8 protein-coding genes are annotated in these 17,569 nt (G+C 39.2%); 5 read left to right on the top strand and 3 right to left on the bottom strand.

Annotated features, from left to right (window positions below; translation table 11 throughout):
* Positions 1 to 88 precede the first annotated feature (88 nt).
* Complete coding sequence (locus BLS33_RS03190; RefSeq protein WP_089885204.1) at positions 89 to 5,230, bottom strand: galactose oxidase-like domain-containing protein; 5,142 nt, start codon at positions 5,228 to 5,230, stop codon at positions 89 to 91.
* Between the two features lie 602 nt (positions 5,231 to 5,832).
* On the opposite strand from BLS33_RS03190, the gene BLS33_RS03185 reads away from it, so the two are divergent.
* The 4 genes from BLS33_RS03185 to BLS33_RS03170 are packed head-to-tail and all read left to right on the top strand — an operon-like array spanning position 5,833 to position 12,095.
* Complete coding sequence (locus tag BLS33_RS03185) at positions 5,833 to 6,918, top strand: DegT/DnrJ/EryC1/StrS family aminotransferase (RefSeq protein WP_089885202.1); 1,086 nt, start codon at positions 5,833 to 5,835, stop codon at positions 6,916 to 6,918.
* Positions 6,915 to 8,852, top strand: a complete 1,938-nt coding sequence (locus BLS33_RS03180) for a polysaccharide biosynthesis protein (RefSeq protein WP_089885200.1) — start codon at positions 6,915 to 6,917, stop codon at positions 8,850 to 8,852. Before BLS33_RS03185 ends, BLS33_RS03180 begins: the two co-directional genes overlap by 4 nt.
* A gap of 49 nt (positions 8,853 to 8,901) precedes the next feature.
* Positions 8,902 to 9,681 carry a polysaccharide biosynthesis/export family protein gene (locus BLS33_RS03175; RefSeq protein ID WP_089885199.1) on the top strand — a complete coding sequence of 260 codons (780 nt, stop codon included), beginning with the start codon at positions 8,902 to 8,904 and terminating at the stop codon, positions 9,679 to 9,681.
* Positions 9,682 to 9,716: 35 nt separating this feature from the next.
* The gene (locus BLS33_RS03170; RefSeq protein WP_089885197.1) at positions 9,717 to 12,095 is read left to right on the top strand and encodes a GumC family protein; all 2,379 of its coding nucleotides are present in this window, start codon (positions 9,717 to 9,719) and stop codon (positions 12,093 to 12,095) included.
* Here BLS33_RS03170 and BLS33_RS03165 read toward each other — a convergent pair.
* Together BLS33_RS03165 and BLS33_RS03160 are read right to left on the bottom strand one after the other, a co-directional pair.
* Complete coding sequence (locus tag BLS33_RS03165; RefSeq protein ID WP_089885195.1) at positions 12,092 to 12,832, bottom strand: tyrosine-protein phosphatase; 741 nt, start codon at positions 12,830 to 12,832, stop codon at positions 12,092 to 12,094. The two genes, BLS33_RS03170 and BLS33_RS03165, sit on opposite strands and share 4 nt — an antisense overlap.
* A gap of 156 nt (positions 12,833 to 12,988) precedes the next feature.
* Positions 12,989 to 13,906 carry an AraC family transcriptional regulator gene (locus BLS33_RS03160; RefSeq protein WP_089885193.1) on the bottom strand — a complete coding sequence of 306 codons (918 nt, stop codon included), beginning with the start codon at positions 13,904 to 13,906 and terminating at the stop codon, positions 12,989 to 12,991.
* A gap of 135 nt (positions 13,907 to 14,041) precedes the next feature.
* Between BLS33_RS03160 and BLS33_RS03155 the strand changes: the two genes are divergently transcribed.
* Positions 14,042 to 17,551 (top strand): PVC-type heme-binding CxxCH protein, encoded by a 3,510-nt coding sequence (locus BLS33_RS03155; protein WP_089885190.1) that lies wholly within the window; start codon positions 14,042 to 14,044, stop codon positions 17,549 to 17,551.
* The last annotated feature ends 18 nt before the right edge of the window (positions 17,552 to 17,569 follow it).

The following is a 17,569-nucleotide window of genomic DNA, read 5'->3' as shown; positions in this document are numbered from 1 at the left end:
ATAAATTAACCCCTGCCTACTTATGTGTAAAAAAGCCCCGACAGAATTTTGTTGGGGCTTTTTTCAGTACTTAGTCTTGGTATATGTTTTACCTTAATTTTATAATCTTTTTAATCGTATTTTCATCTTTATTGCTACGTGCTATCTCAACAACATAAATACCCTGGCTCAACATTGAAACATCAATTTCAGGGTCTGTGCCGTGATTGGCAGGCACTGTGTTCTGAAGTATGAGCTTTCCGTAAATATCATAGAAGCTGAGATAGATAATCTCGTTCATATACTCCTTCAGTTCAAAACTCAATTTCCCGTCCGTAGTAGGATTAGGATAAACCCTAACATCTTTTAATTCTACATCGGTATCTGGATCGATTCCACTTTCTTCGACAACCACCGCCAGCTGAGCTGTACAACCATCTTCAGAGGTGAAGATGTAAGTTCCGTTTTGAGCTAGGGCTAAATCGCCCAAATCGAGTATACCATCATTGATAGATTCATCGGGCCGCGTAATTGTAAAATTGACATCTGTTTGTACAAGTCCGAGAATTAAAGGAGTGCCTTCAGGAACGGTGATAGTTGTGCTACCACTTGCTGCCTCTCCATCGACAGTGTATTGGGGAGTAAAGGTATCTGCTGGGCAAGATTCCTCTACTACTACAGTAATTTGGGCGCTGCAACCTCCTGCGGATGTAAACGTATAGTTTCCGGCATTTTCCAATTCTACATTCCCTAAATCTAGCATTCCGTTTTGGACAGATCCATCAGGGTTTGTAACTGTAAAACTGACGTTCGTTTGTACCAGACCGAGAATTAAGGGAGTGCCTACCGAAACCGTAATAGTTCCGCTACCGCTATCTGTCGCACCATCAATGGTGTATTGGGGCGTGAAATTCTCTGGAGCACAAGGGTCTCCAACCACTATATTCAGTGATGCCGTACAGCCTTCAGCTGAAGTGAGAACATATTCGCCCGCTTGGGTGGTGATTATATTTCCTAAATCTAAATCTCCATTGCTCGTTGTTCCATTAGGACCTGAAATAGTAAATGCAACATTATCTTCAATTGTACCCAAAATTATGGAAGTACCTGCCTCTGCAATTATAGTGGTTTCTCCACTTCCTGCCACACCGTCGATTATGTATTCGGGAGTAAAGGGTCCACTCGGGCAATTAACATTAAGATTAAAAGTTGTGCTACACCCCTGAACCGTGGTAATTACGTAGGATCCGCTGTTCGAGAAATCTACAGCACCCAATGCGAAGTCGGTACGACCACTATATACTTGGTTGCCATCCAATGAAATTGTAAAATCTACACCATTCGGTAGCATGCTTATAAGTACGGTGTCACCGGTGTCTACAGTAGCATCAATAGGTTTTTCATCTGGAGCTTCATCATATGAAGATCCTCCATCAGTAGACCATTCAACCCGAATATCTTCACCCGTACATGCGGCATCGGTAACGTTCAAGGTAAGGGTTGTGCTACATCCTTCAGTAGAAGATATAATGTAATTTCCACTATTAGATGGGTCTACCACGCCTAAAAGAAAATCACCCTGGCCACTATATACTTGAGCGCCTTCGTAAGTTATGGTAAAGATTACGCCATCAGGATCCATGCTCAAACGTACGTTGTCACCTGTAAGAGCGGCAACGGTTATTGGCGTTTCATCTGGAGCCACCTGATAAGTCTGACCATCGTTCAATGACCATTGTGCTTTTATTGCATTGCCATCACAAACGACATCGGTCACATTTAGTGTAAGGGTAGTGCTGCAACCTTGGGCGCTGGTGATTATATAATCTCCACTATTTGCCGGAGTCACGGCGTTGGGAAAAATATAATCGCCTCGACCACTATATAGTTGTGAGCCGTTGAAGGTAATGGTAAAATCAATTCCATCGGGAACCATACTCAGACGTACAATATTTCCCGTGTTGGCCGCAACAGTTATAGGTTGTTCGTTGGGTGCCTCAAAATAACTTTGGCCATCATCTAACGACCATTGTGACCTTATGGTGGTGGCATCACAAACTACATCACTTACATTAAGCGTGATGGTTGTGGTACAACCGGAGGCCGTAGTTATAATATAATCTCCACTATTGGTAGGGTCTACGACGCCGAGTAGATAGTCGCCTCTACCTGCATAAACCTCTGCATTATTGTGTCTAATCGTAAAATCAACACCATCTGGCACCATACTCAAACGAACATTGTCACCAGTCGTCGAATTTATGCTAACAGATTGTTCGTCTGGAGCGTCAAAATATGTGTTACCATTGTTCAAAGACCATTGCGCCTTGATTGTAGTGGCATCGCAAACAGCCTCTTCAACGTCTAAGTTGATTATTACCGCACAGCCTTCCTCAGATTCTAGGTAATAGGACCCGCTATTGCTCGGGGTTGCAACCCCTATAATATAATCACCTCTACCGCTATAAACTTGGTTGCCATTATAGGTTACTGTAAAATTTATTCCATTGGGTAGTATGCTCAATCTCACTTTGTCACCTTGTGCAGCATTAATTTGACCATCCACTCCGGCCGGGGCTGATTCATATGGATCATCACCAGTCAAGCTCCACTCTGCTTGGATTGGTGTGTCACCTGGATCACAGCTACCGCTTACCAGAACGGTGATAAAGCTCATACAGCCTTCAGCGGTCGTTAATACATAGCGTCCAGAATCGGAAGCCTGAATATTTGATAGGGTCAATGCTCCTGGGGTTATATTCGGCGAACCAATACCTGGAGGTGCTGTCACCCGTGTATTTTCATCGGCATTTGGCGGTGTAATATAATAGGTAGAACTTGAAGTTGCGGCGCTTAATATAACGTCAGCTCCTTCTGAAACGGTCACAAACTCCCCGGTTTGAACTGCTGCCGCACCAATTTGATATTGGGAGGTAATCGCTCCGGGGGCACAAGCTATAAGGTCTGGTGCGCCAGAGGCGAGCCCTGTTTGAAATTCATGCTCAATAGCTGCGGCACCCAAGGCTTTTCTAAATATTTTCAGCTCATCAATTCGTCCGTTGATTTCATCGGTAATACCACTTCCGTTATAACGGGTTGGTAGACCATCTTGACCGGGCGTTGTTCTTTGTTCATAGAAGCCCGAGGAAGTAAAGCTTTTGGTCTCGTCGAAATTAAATTCTGTTCCAGGAGGGAGCGTTTTGCTACAAACTTCTATGCCATTGGCATAAAGTTTGGCAACGGTTCCATTAAAGGTAGCAGCAATATGCACCCAAGTATTAGGGGGGACATACCCCGCATAACAGCTGAGTTGACCATTGTCGGTCACAAACTCCCATTTGTATAATGCATTGTGGAAACCAAAAAACATAGCGGGATAATCGTGGGAAAGAATGCCCGTGTTAAAACCGTTTTCATTTCGGTAGACCCAGCCCATGACCGTAATTTCATCTAATGTGTCTTCTAGAGAAGCGGAATAAGGAATGTCTAATATCGTATTGCTATCGAACTCGGAACCATCTAACTCAATGGCGTTTCCGAATATGCCGGGAGCCCCAAGATAATTTTGGGTCAATGGTATTGCAGTACCAGAATTGTTGTGTTCAATAATGGTTGCATCATTGTTGTTTCCCGAAATATCGGTTAATGCAGCCCCAGATGCTTCGTTAAACTCATAATGTGCTACCAAATTTGGATTGACGGCCAATGGAATTGCTGAGCCGATTTTAATAGTTTCCGCAACGCTTGGCACGCCATTGGCATCCATAGCAAAAAGCATATAATATCCAGGAGGCAATATGTTTCTATCCGGTATATTAACGGAATAATTACCAGCAGTTTCTGTAAATGTCAATGGAATTCGACGCTGTTCGTTATTGGTACTATGGGTTACGGCGGAAAAGCGTATCAAGCTAAATTCTTGAAGGCCGGCCGTTCCCGTAACCGTAATCGAGGTATTGTAATTTTCCTCTTCATCAGGAGCACTAATTGTGGGCCTTGTTGCGAGATTACCCGTTCCATCGAACAGATATGGGGGGCTATAGATTTCAGCATCTGTATGGTTTACGCAACCCGGGGTGGTGTCACAAAGACCACCGCCACCCACAAAAACACGGCCATCCGTAAGCAGTATGGCAACACTATGATAAGTTCTTGGTGTTTGCATACCGGCTACCGTTTCCCATGTGTTGGTGTTGGGGTCAAACAACTCGGCTGTTAATTGTGCACCTGTATCTGAAAATACTTCGGCATGATCCAAACCCCCGGTCACCAGTACTTGGCCATTTGGCAATACTGTGCTGTTGTGCATGGTACGTTCAAAGGCTAAGTTTCCTGCCTGGGTTACCTGTGCAGTCGGCGTATTGATATCAATTACATAGGAGTTGTTTTTTGCAGGCGTACCTTTGTCGTAAGTTCTTGAACCGCCTACTTTTAAAATTTTTCCCGTATCGAACATGACAGTCGTTCCTTTCATTGAATATGTGTCGCCGCCACGAGGGCCTGCATCAATTATAGACCCACCACTGGAGACATCGATCCAATGCATCCGCTCACTGGGCCCTGCATGAAATATTCTTCCGTCAGGCGCTTGCCAAAGCCATAAGTGATTGTCGACGCGATAGATTCGTTCTTCCAAGGATAAGTCATTTGCATTATATATATCCTCGCCTTTAATTCCGGGTAAAAGAAACCATCCGGTTTCGGGAGACCATTGTTCGGCATCTTTATTACCGTTAATTGCCGTACTTTCACTCCACGAACCGCCCAATGTGAAAACCGAACCATCGGCAAGGGTAACATTTCCTTGATAACCACGTCGAATATTCATATCTGAAGCAACACTCCAGAGACCCGTAGCAGGATCGTAAATACTTGTTCTTTCACTACTCGTTCCGCCAGCCGCCAATATGCGACCATCGGGCAAATTATTAATGCCCGGGCAAAACATATCATGATCTGTATTCGAGGTGAAATCACCAAGCGCTTGACCATCAGTGCCTGCAAAGGGATCGAATATCTCGGTCCAGGTCATTCCGTCTTCGGTTTCTGTATACGAGTCGCGAAATTTTGAAGCCCACGTAATCAGTCTGCCATCAGGGAGATTTGCTGCGGCTACAGGAACAATGCTAAATGGAATAGGGTCGCTCCACTCTCCGACCTGCGCTTGATTTTGAGCTTGAGTTGAAAAAGTGACTGTTATAAAAAATAAGAAAACTGGTATAAAATAATGACCAAGGTAATTTTTTCTCATAGCAATAAGGGGTTGTTAATGTAATATTAGTATCAAAATTAGCTTTATCACAGCCCAAAAATTAAATAAAACGTCAAAATCAAATAATTACTCGATTAAAAACAAACAAAATTCGGTATTCCCTACTTTAATTAACGATTGAATAAATTACCAGCGAATTTACGAAAAAAGGAAAGGGCCAAGCACGTGCTTCAAATCACCTTAACCAATTCTCATTTTTACTTTTTGAAACCGCATATTATTACTTTCTTCCTTATAAGTAAGTGTTGAATTACAATTAAAGATTTATAAATACACTTAGTTGTAAGATATTTAGATAGTTAAGTTGATTTATTTTTGTACTTATTACTCATACTATCCTAGTAATAGGTATAGTTTTACATGTAAGAATTTCCTATCTTTAGATAAGAAGGGCAATTAAAAGGCTGAAAAAGTGAATGGGGTGCCGTTAAACGAAATTTTTTCGCCTTTAACGAATTATAGTAACTTTCGGTGTCAAAACAGGAAAGTATATTTACTTTTACACTTGAGAAACCCTAAAATCTAACTTGTTGAACTCCAATACAATCACAAAAACTAAGATATGGCTTTCGTCTCCCCATATGGGCGGCGCAGAACAGTCTTATATTAACAGTGCATTTGATACCAATTGGATTGCTCCATTAGGGCCGAACGTAGATGGTTTTGAAAACGATATCGAAAGCTATCTTTTACGCTCTAGCCATGTTGCGGCACTAAGTTCTGGTACTGCCGCAATACACTTAGGTCTTAAGTTGTTAGGCGTGGGAGAAGGGGATGAAGTCTTATGCCAGAGTTTCACCTTTTCCGCATCGGCAAACCCTATCTCTTATTTAGGGGCTATTCCCATTTTTGTGGATAGCGAACAAGACACTTGGAACTTATCTCCCGAATTATTAGAAGAAGCGATTAAAGATCGGATAAGATTAGGTAAAAAGCCAAAGGCGATCATTGCGGTTCATCTTTATGGAATGCCATATAAGGTTGATGAAATCCAAAGAATTTCTGAGGAATACGGTATTCCCGTGTTGGAAGATAGTGCAGAAGCTTTGGGTAGTATGTATAAGAATATCAAATGTGGTACTTTTGGAGACATTGGCATTCTTTCTTTCAATGGAAACAAGATAATAACTACTTCAGGTGGAGGAGCTTTGGTAACAAAAAATAAGCTTATAAAGCAAAAAGCCGTTTTTCTTGCAACCCAGGCAAGGGATGATGCCCCGCATTATCAACATTCCGTTATTGGTTATAACTATAGAATGAGTAATATTCTTGCGGGTATTGGTAGGGGGCAGATGGAAGTTTTAGATAATCGTGTTGCCTCAAGACGATTGAATTATGAGTATTATAGAGAAAATTTAAATGATAAACCAGGACTTAAATTCTTGGAAGAATCCGAAGAGAATTATTCCAACCGTTGGTTGACCTGTGTATTAACCGATTCCTTTGAGATGCGAGAGGAAATACGTCATTGTTTATTAGAGGAAAATATTGAATCTCGGCCGCTATGGAAGCCAATGCATATGCAACCGGTTTTCGAGCAATTCCCAAATTACACGAACGGAATTTCAGAGAATTTATTCGATACAGGGCTTTGTTTGCCAAGTGGGTCAAATTTAACCACTGAAGAATTGGATAGAACTATTCATTGTATAAATAAAGTAATATGATACAGAACTACCTAACCCATAATGCACATCGGTATGCCTCTAAGTGGCTTGTTTTGGCAATCGATGTAGCTATTGTAAGTTTTTCTTTTTTTCTGGCCTATTGTATTAGATTTAATTTGACTTTTGACTTTGAAGTCGACAAGTTAATCTTTCAATTGCCCGTTGTTGCCTTTATTTCAATGATTTCTTTTCTTATTATTGGTTCCTATAAAGGTGTTGTTCGGCATACGGGGGTCCGCGATGTGTACAACATATTTAACGCTATATGCTTGTCAAGTATCTTGGCCATTACGGTGGTCTTGATAAATCGGCAATGGGATTTATTTGAAAATTTCACCATTCCAAGTAGTATTATAATTATACATAGTCTTTTGGGTTTCATAGGTCTTACCGCCTCTAGGTATGTATTTAAAGCATTATACACTAGTTATTTGGTTGGAGATTTGAAGGTAGTAAAGAATGTGTTGATATATGGCGCCGGTGAATCGGGAATATTGACCCATAGTGCATTGACCAACCACTCAAAAAGCAGAGTGAGGGTTGTGGGCTACATTGATGGAGACAACCAAAAGGTGGGAAAGCAAATCAATGGGGTTACGGTATATCACAAAGATGTTTTAACCGAGGATTTTTTAATAAAGAAAAGTATTTCGGAAGTCATCTTTTCCATTCAGAATATCGGACAAAAAGAACTGAGACTTTTGGTTGAAGGCTTGGTCGATTTCCCCGTTCAGGTGAAGATTGTACCACCGGTAGAAGATTGGATAAATGGTGAATTGAAAGCCTCTCAGATAAAGCAGGTTCAGATTGAAGATTTATTGGATCGTGCGCCAATTAGCATTAAAAATGATAAAATTGAAAAAGAGCTAGCAAACAAGGTTATTCTGGTGACCGGTGGCGCAGGCTCGATAGGTAGCGAAATTGTACGACAAATATGCGGTTACACCTATAAATCATTAATTATTATTGATCAGGCAGAATCTGCACTTTATGATCTACAGCAAGAACTAAAACAGAATGGGTATTTTAATTTTGTTCCGATAGTTGGAGACATTCGCGATAAGAATCGTCTAAATGATATTTTTCAGCAACACAAACCTGATATGGTTTTCCATGCTGCGGCCTATAAGCATGTTCCTCTAATGGAATATAATTCTTACGAAGCCATAAAGATCAATATTGCCGGAACCAAGACGATTGTAGATCTTTCGATGAGTTATGGCGTTGAAAAATTTGTATTCATTTCAACTGATAAGGCAGTGAACCCTTCCAACGTTATGGGTGCCAGCAAACGAATCGCGGAGATGTACATTAGTTGCATGGAGCAAGAAAAGAAAACAAAATTCATAACAACTCGTTTTGGCAACGTTTTGGGGTCCAATGGTTCCGTTATTCCTTTATTCCGCAAACAAATTGAAATGGGAGGGCCAATTACCGTTACCCATAGTGAAGTTACAAGGTATTTTATGACGATACCCGAAGCTTCTCAACTTGTATTGGAGGCAGGTGCGATGGGAGAAGGTGGCGAGATATTTATATTCGACATGGGTGAATCGGTCAAGATTTATGATTTGGCCAGAAACATGATTAAGCTATCAGGCTTGAGTTTCCCCGATGATATCGATATTAAAATTACCGGGCTAAGACCGGGCGAAAAGCTTTATGAAGAGTTATTGGCCAATGGAGAGAATACCTTACCTACCTATCATAAGAAAATCAAAATAAGTAAAGTACGGGAGCTTGATTATACAACGGTTAGGTCTCAAATTGACGAACTGTGTATTACCAATATGTTCTTCAGTGGGAACACCGTCAAACTGATGAAAAAAATTGTGCCTGAATATGTTTCCAACAATTCTGAGCTTTGCGAACTAGATAAAAAGGACACCTCTACGAGTAGGGATAAAGCCACTTTAAAAGTGGTACAATCATAATTTTTCACTAATCTTGCATTTTAAAATAAACACCTAACTATAAATTATTATGGCTTTTCAAAAACACCCTATAAAGTTTATTGCACTTGTTTTATTAACTTCTACTATTTTGCTTTCATCATGTGCGTCTAAAAAAGACGTGGTATACTTTCAAAATGCGAGCAGTTTTGAAACTATGGTAAGTGATAATTCACACACCAACAAGTTTAAGATAGATGATGTGGTAAATATCGTTGTATCTACCTATGATCCAGTTGCTAGCCAGCCTTTTAACCTTTATAAAGGTGCTGCGGAAGGTGGGATTCGACCCGAACAAGTGGATTATATTATTGACAAGAATGGAGAAATCGATTTCCCCGTTATTGGCAGTCTCAAAATAGCCGGACTCTCTCCAGAAGAGACCAAAGCGTTGTTGAAAGATAAACTGGCACCTTATTTAAAAGATCCTATTATCAATATTAGGCTTAAGAACTTTACTGTAACTGTTCTAGGTGAAGTAAATAGACCCGGTACTTATCCTGTAAACGGCGAACAGATAACAATTCTCGAAGCTCTTGGTCTTGCAAACGATTTAACTATTAAAGGTATGCGGGAAAATGTAATGGTTATAAGGGATTTTAACGGTACAAAAGTCTATACCCGAATCGACCTTACTAAAAAAGAGGCTTTGAACTCTCCGGTTTATTATCTTACACAAAATGATGTAGTTTATATTGAACCTAACCAGTCTGCTGTTACAGCTTCAGCTCTGGATAATCGGGCTTCAATATGGGTCACTATAGCTTCTATTTTGATTACATCTACCGTATTGATTATTACAAGAAATTAAAAAACATAATAATTTTATAATTATAAATTGTTCGAATGGCTTTAAATTCACAGAGTTTCTCTAATAATGAGATCGATTTAAAAGATATCATTACAACATATACGAAGCAGTGGAAATGGTTTGTATTATCAGTACTGTTTGCGCTTGTTCTTGCCTTTCTTTATATTAGGTATACAACTCCTGAATATGCGGCTAAAGCCAAAATACAGATTTTAGAAGATAAAAATTCCGGATCTGAACTTTCTGCATTTTCAGATTTAAATATTCTAGGGGCACCTAAAAATAAGGTTGAAGATGAAATAGAAATCCTTAACTCAAGGTCTAATTTCATCGAGGTAGTCAAAGACCTGAAACTTAATGTGAAAGTTATTGCGCTTGGCAATGTGAAAGATTCTGAGCTTTATAATAACCGACCTTTTAATATTAATTTTATAGCAAATGATTCTGTAATCAATGCTTCAAAATTTGAATTTTTTATAGAACTTTCCACGGCGACAACTTTCGGGTTTAGTGAAGAAGAAGATAGTCCGTTAAAAATATTTTCTTACGGAAAAAGTATTCCCACTAAGGTAGGAGATATTATAATTACACCCAACCTTCCCTATTTTGATGGATATATGAATAGAAAGTTGAAGGTCGAACTGAAGCCTCTTTTTATGGTGGCCGAAAGTTATCAACAGAAAATAATAGTTTCTCCGGCTGATGATTTTTCGAATATAATTAATATCTCATTGAACGATCCAATTAAGGAAAAAGCTATTGATATCATTGATTACTTAATTTATACGTACAATCAAAATGCCATCGAAGACAAACAAATGGTAGCGGACAAGACATCAACGTTTATTGATGAGCGTATAAATGAAATTTCCACAGACTTATCATCTGTAGATCAAGACGCTGAAGATTTTAAGAGTAGCAAAGGTATTACCGATATTGCAAGTGAGGCGAACTTGGCCATGAACGTTGGTACCGCTAGCCGACAAGAGCTTGATAATGCTAGAATGCAGCTAAACATAGCTTCAGGTGTGAAGGAATTTGTTTCAAATGAAAGTGGTTATGAGCGGTTGCCTAGTAATATCGGTCTAAACGATCCCACTATAGCTCAAACGACGGCTAAATATAACGAATTGGTTGCGACAAGAGAGCGTTTGTTGCAAAGTGCCGATGCGCAGAACCCCATGATCGTTAGTTTAGATAATGAACTTGATGGTCTCAAGCAAACCATGACGTCTAGTTTGGCCGGTATGGAAAGAAATCTTGGTCAGCAAGTTAACAACTTGTCGGGGCAACTATCGCGCATGAATTCTATTCGATATTCGGCGCCTAAAAATCAGAGAGAACTTACAGACATAACTAGACAACAACAAACTACAGAATCTTTATACCTGTATTTATTACAGAAAAGGGAAGAGTCTCAGATAGCTGCCGCCTCAAGCCCAGCTAAGTCTAAAGTCGTAGATAATGCTTATCAAGAAGGAATTACACCTGTCACCCCTAAAAAATCGTTGATTTATTTAGCATCAATGATTTTAGGACTATTATTGCCGTTTTCAGTAATCTATGGTAATGATCTTCTAGATAATAAAATACATAGTAAGAATGGATTAGAAAAATTGATTAATAATGAGATACCAGTACTAGCTGAACTTCCAAGATTGTCGAAAAAAGATAGTCAAATGGTTCGTAAGGACGATAGATCGGTGCTGGGTGAGTCGCTCCGTATTTTAAGGACCAATCTTGATTATTTGATTAAAACCAAGAGTTCGGGTAGAAATAATGTTATTTATGTTACTTCTAGTGTCCCTGGGGAAGGAAAAACTTTCTTAGCTTCAAATCTGGCCATAATTTTCGCCAATACACACAAAAAAGTATTGTTGATCGGAGCAGATATTAGGAATCCTAAGTTATATAACTTTTTCTCAAGTACAGAAGTTGATAGGCTTAATAAGACTAATAGAAATGGTGATATTGGTTTGACGGAGTTTCTTTACGATGATTCTTTATCGGTCAAAGATATTATCAATCCTATGCTTGTTAACACAAATACTATTGACGTTATTTATTCAGGAAAGATTCCGCCTAACCCATCAGAATTGTTGATGAGTGATAGGGTTAAAGAACTTATTGAAGAGGTCTCTGGTCAATATGATTATGTAGTGGTCGATACTGCCCCACTTATGGTGGTCACCGATACCTTATTAATCAGTGCATATGCCGATCATATTATTTACGTAACAAGAGCTGGGGTTACAGAATCAAAAGTAGTTGACTTTCCTATGAAGTTAAGGGAAGAAGGCAAATTGAAAGGACTTTCTTTTGTAGTAAATGACGTAAAAGAATCCAACCTAGGTTATGGTGGTAAATATGGCTACGGATATGGCAAGACCACTAAGAAATGGTGGAAGTTTTAACTGAAGTTGTATATAGTTCTTTCAATGACTGGCATTAATTTGTCAAGCATTTTAGGCGTAATTCTAATTTCTTTGAGGTTTTGAAGTTGATTCATATTATGTACATCCGATGCTACATAATCTATAAGACCTTCCTCTAAAAGTTTGAAAGCGGCTTGCTGCACATTTTTGCCGTAAAATTCGCTTAAGGATAATAGGTTCAATTGAAAAAGGATACCTTTTTCTTTATACTTTCTATATTTGCCCATCCGATTATGTAAATAAACATATCTTTCAGGATGGGCAAGTATGGGAAAATATCTATGTGATGCTATTTTTTGAATGGCATCATCAAAATTGATTGATGCCTGTAAGTATGACATTTCAATTAAGAGATAGTTTTTTTCCAAGGGCATAATCCCTCTGTTTTCTAAAATAGTTTCAAAATTTGCATCTATCATATGCTCAGCAGCGGCTTTGACACATACATCCTTGACTTCGTTCATCAAAAGACCGTTTTTTAGCAAGGTCAGAGATGTATTGATCGTATTTGCGTCATTAGGATAATAATTATGCATTATATGTGGAGTGGCAATAAAATTTCGAATGCCAAAATCCGAAAAATTTTTAATCAATTCCAATGACTCCTCTACCGTCTTGGCCCCATCATCAATACCCGGAAGAATATGGTTATGTATATCAACTAAGCCTTCCAAAAAATCAACTAAAAACTTCTTCTTATTAAAGATACCGAACATTCAATTACAGGTTTATGACAGAATATAATTCATAAATCAATGGGGAGTATTGCTTTCTATGCCTAATTTGACAATATCCCAAATAATTTTGTAAAAATAATCTGGGCAAAGTTAATTCTTTTTATCTCGAGGATAAATGAGATTTTTGTAGCCTTATCAGCGCATGGCATATTGCTTCTTATATGCTGCCGGAGTTCTGTTGGTAATTGCTTTGAATTGGCGATTAAAATTAGACATGGTTTGAAAGCCACTTTCGTAACAAGCCTGTGAAATATTCACTCTTTTTTCAATGAGTAGTTTGCATGCATGGCCGATACGTATCTCACTGATGAAATCTGAAAATGTTTTGTTTGAATGAACCTTAAAATACCTACTGAACGATGTTGGGGTCATATTGGTCAACGAAGCCAATTCTGCGATGACAATTTTATTTTTAAAATTTTTCATGATATAGGCATACACATTGTTCATGCGTTCAGTGTCCCCTTCTCTTAATGTATTTGTATAACCCGGACTAGCCAACATCTCGAATTCTGTCGTTTTCGAAATACAATTTAAAATCTTTAGAAGTTCTAAGACGCTATCAAAACCCTGTAGGCGCAGTAAATTTTGGAGCATATCTCGTACTCCTTTCGCAGTATCGCCATATATATCGATGCCCCTCAAACTCTTTTTAAAAAGTTGTTTGAGCTTAATCATTTCTTCCTTTTCCAGTAAATCAGTTCCTATAAAACTCTCGTGGAAATAGACAACGATTCCTTCCGACCAAGCAGTGTTTTCGGAAGGGATGCCCTCGCTGTCACTTCGCCAGAGATGCGGCAAATTTGGGCCTGTAAAGGTGATATCCCCTTTTCTGAAATGCTTGACGTTGTCTCCGATAAAGCGGGTGCCAGTTCCATTGAGGACCATAAATAGTTGATATTCGGAATGAAAGTGCCAATTGGGTTCGAAAATGGCTTCTTTCAAAGCCTTAACTTCGAAAACATGTGTTCGAGGTATTGGTGATTTTCTTAAAGCATGTATCAAATTTTTCAGTTTAATTACAATACTCAAATTTAAAAGGTTTGAATTCATAAAACCACTAATATGCCAATTAAACCGATTTTTTATTAAAAATATGATATAATAAAGGTCGTATTGGGTGAAATACAGTTCATTTTGTGGTATATTATTTCCTAAAATTGATGACGATTTAAATAACGCTATACAATGAACGCTTTTTGTACTACCTTTTTTCGTTCCATTTTGATATGTCTTTTGTTAATAGGATGTAATTCTACCGAGAAACAAAACAAGGATGATAAGCCAAGACGAATTGAGATATTATTCTTAGGGCACGCTCAAGAGCATCATAACTCTAGGGTTTATATGCCAATTTTGGCTTCCACTTTGACACAAAGTGGCATTAATATTACGTATACCGAAAATGTAAAAGATTTAAACAGGAAAAATTTAGAATTGTATGATGGAGTAATAATTTATGCCAACCATGAAGATCGCCATCCTGAGCAAGAAAAGGCATTAATGGATTATGTTGCCGAGGGTAATGCATTTATTCCCTTGCACTGTTCCAGCTTTTGCTTTAAAGACGCACCAGAATATGTCAATCTGGTAGGAGGGCAGTTCAAAGAACACGGAACAGGCACGTTTACGGCAAATATCGTTGACAAAGCACATCCGATAATGCAATCATTTGAAGCGTTTGCGACATGGGATGAAACATATGTGCACGATAAGATTGCTGATGATATCACTGTTTTAATGGAGCGGGTAGAAGGCGAGCATCATGAACCGTGGACATGGGTTAAGAATTATGGGAAAGGAAAAGTTTTTTATACTGCCTATGGCCATGATGAGCGTACGTGGCAGAATCCGGGGTTTCAAAATTTGGTAAAGGAAGGCATTCTGTGGGCAGTGAGTGATAACGTAAAGAAAAATTGGGAAGAATTCGCTAAAAGTATTCCAAAATTGGCGTACAAAGAGATGGCCAATATTCCCAATTATGAAAAAAGAGATCCGGCACCCAAATATCAATTGCCATTATCCCCGGAAGATTCAAAAAAACTGATTCAAGTACCAGCAGGTTTTGAACTGGAGCTGTTTGCCTCCGAACCGGATATCATCAATCCTATTGCTATGAATTGGGATGAGAAAGGGCGGTTGTGGGTAATTGAAACTGTTGATTACCCAAATACGGTTCGCGATGAGAAAGGCTTGGGTGACGATAAAGTCAAGATTTTAGAAGATACTGATGGAGATGGCAAAGCGGACAAGGTTACGGTATTTGCCGATAAATTGAATATTCCGACTAGTTTTACTTTTGCCAATGGAGGTATTATCGTTTCACAGGCTCCCCACTTTTTATTTCTAAAGGATACCGATGACGATGACAAAGCAGATGTGAGGGAAGTTATAATTGATGGTTGGGGAACTTTTGATACCCATGCAGGTCCATCTAATCTTCAGAATGGAATAGATAATAAAATATATGGGGTATTGGGTTACTCTGGTTTTAAAGGTACTATTTTCGGAACAGATCACGAGTTTCGTCAGGGTGTCTACCGATTCGATAGACAAATGAAAGATTTTGAGTTTCTGACCAACACCAGCAATAATACTTGGGGTTTAGGAATTACCGAAGACAATTCGATTTTTGCTTCAACAGCCAATAATACTCACAGTGTTTTCGTGGGCATTCCCAATGCTGCTTTTGAGGGGGTAGAAGGTATTACGATAGCCGGAAGTACAAAAATCGACGGGCATTATGCAATGCAGCCCATAACGCCCAATATAAGACAGGTCGATGTTTTCGGAGGGTTTACCGCTGCCGCGGGACATCACTTTTATACTGCCCGCGACTATCCTAAGAAGTACTGGAATAAAGTAGCTTTTGTTTGCGAACCTACGGGAGGTATCGTTCATATTGCCAAAATAGAGAAAAGAGGTGCGGGATATGTAGAAAAAGATGGAGGCAATTTGTTTGCGGGTTCCGATGAGTGGGTTTCTCCTGTCGAGGCCAAAGTTGGCCCAGATGGGTCGGTTTGGGTGGCAGATTGGTACAATTTTATAGTACAACACAATCCTACTCCTCGTGCTGATCGTGGAGGGTATGATGCAGAAAACGGAAAGGGAAATGCTTATATCAATCCCCTACGTGATAAATCGAGAGGACGTATTTGGAGAGTTGTACCTAAAACAGGTGTAGCTCATGATCAGATATCCGTTGATAAAAATGACCTAAGTGAGCTTTTAAGTTTACTTTCGAATGATAATATGTTTTGGAGATTGACGGGTCAAAGACTTTTGGTAGAAAGTGGAAATACAGATGTGCTGAAAGAACTGTACAAGCTGGTCAATAATCCCATAGTTGATGGGGAGGGAATGAACCCAGCTGCGCTTCATGCCCTTTGGACAATTGAGGGTTTGAATGCATTAACTTTAGACAAAGAAGCAAAAAATGTAGTAGCAGGCGCATTGTATCATGCAGCTTCATCCGTTCGTAAGGCGGCTGTTCAAATGCTCCCAAAAAGTGATCAATCTGACGAAGCTCTGCTAAAATCCGGAGTATTATATGACAAGGATTCCCAAGTACAATTGGCCGTTTTACTTTATTTTAGTGAAAGGCCGTCATCTCCACGTATCGGTAAATCACTATATAATTTAAGTCTAGAAGACAATATTGTTAATGATGATTGGTTATCGAAGGCTGTTTATATTGCGGCCAGTAAACATGCCACTAGTTTTATTGAACAGTTTGAAAAGTCCGAACCGGTTGCTAGCAGTACGTCAAAAGTGAGTAATCAAAGGGAATCGAAATCATATAATGATGCCGATTGGAAAACCATGCAATTACCTCAAACTATAGAGAATGCAGGTTTGCAAATGGATGGGATTGTTTGGTTCAGAAAATCCTTTGCCATCTCTAAAGCCATGGCAGGAAAATCCAGTTCCATTTCTTTAGGACCGATAGACGATTCCGATGTAGTTTATATAAACGGAAAAAAAGTTGGTGAAACCAAGCAGAGCTATGATAAAAAAAGAGTTTATACGATTCCTTCAGGGTTGTTGAGTCAAGGAGTGAATATTGTTGCTGTTCAGGTTGAGGATACTGGCGGTGAAGGAGGTATTTACGGTAATAAAAAAGAACTATTTATAAGACAGGGTAAAAATAAAGTTTCCCTTGCTGGCAATTGGAAATATGAAGTGGAGAAAGATTTTTCCAAAGCTTCAAACAACATTTTTGAAAATGCTTCCATTGCCGAAATATTCGCTAAGACCTATAAGGGCAGAACAGCGTCTTCCGTTGAGTTAATGTCCGATATTGATGATCAGGCAACGGTAGTCCATATCAAGACAGTAAAAAATGAGATGAAGTACGATATCTCTGAATTTGTGGTCGAAGCAGGAAAGCCTGTTGAAGTTGTTTTAGAAAATGTAGATTTTATGCAGCATAATTTAGTAATTGTTGCTCCCGGGCAAAAAGAAAAGGTTGGTGCGGCCGCTGATAAAATGGCAGCTGACCCGACAGGTGCCATGAAAAATTACATTCCTAAAATGGATGAAGTGCTTTACGCAACGGCTTTGGTGAATCCTGAAGAAAAGATTGTTCTCAGGTTTACAGCGCCCGATGCACCAGGTATGTATCCTTTTATTTGTACGTTTCCAGGGCATTGGAGAATTATGCAGGGCGTTATGAAAGTTGTAGCTCCAAATAAATAGATAAACGAATTTTGAAAG

The organism is Kriegella aquimaris, assembly GCF_900103215.1.
Classification (GTDB): domain Bacteria; phylum Bacteroidota; class Bacteroidia; order Flavobacteriales; family Flavobacteriaceae; genus Kriegella; species Kriegella aquimaris.
Note: the sequence above shows the minus strand (reverse complement) of the source record. Positions and strands in the feature narration are given on the sequence as shown.

Excerpts from the sequence above, each read along its gene's own strand:
- BLS33_RS03190 (WP_089885204.1), bottom strand. The coding sequence starts at position 5,230 with ATGAGAAAAAATTACCTTGGTCATTATTTTATACCAGTTTTCTTATTT.
- BLS33_RS03185 (WP_089885202.1), top strand. The coding sequence starts at position 5,833 with ATGGGCGGCGCAGAACAGTCTTATATTAACAGTGCATTTGATACCAAT.
- BLS33_RS03180 (WP_089885200.1), top strand. The coding sequence starts at position 6,915 with ATGATACAGAACTACCTAACCCATAATGCACATCGGTATGCCTCTAAG.
- BLS33_RS03175 (WP_089885199.1), top strand. The coding sequence starts at position 8,902 with ATGGCTTTTCAAAAACACCCTATAAAGTTTATTGCACTTGTTTTATTA.
- BLS33_RS03170 (WP_089885197.1), top strand. The coding sequence starts at position 9,717 with ATGGCTTTAAATTCACAGAGTTTCTCTAATAATGAGATCGATTTAAAA.
- BLS33_RS03165 (WP_089885195.1), bottom strand. The coding sequence starts at position 12,832 with ATGTTCGGTATCTTTAATAAGAAGAAGTTTTTAGTTGATTTTTTGGAA.
- BLS33_RS03160 (WP_089885193.1), bottom strand. The coding sequence starts at position 13,906 with ATGAATTCAAACCTTTTAAATTTGAGTATTGTAATTAAACTGAAAAAT.
- BLS33_RS03155 (WP_089885190.1), top strand. The coding sequence starts at position 14,042 with ATGAACGCTTTTTGTACTACCTTTTTTCGTTCCATTTTGATATGTCTT.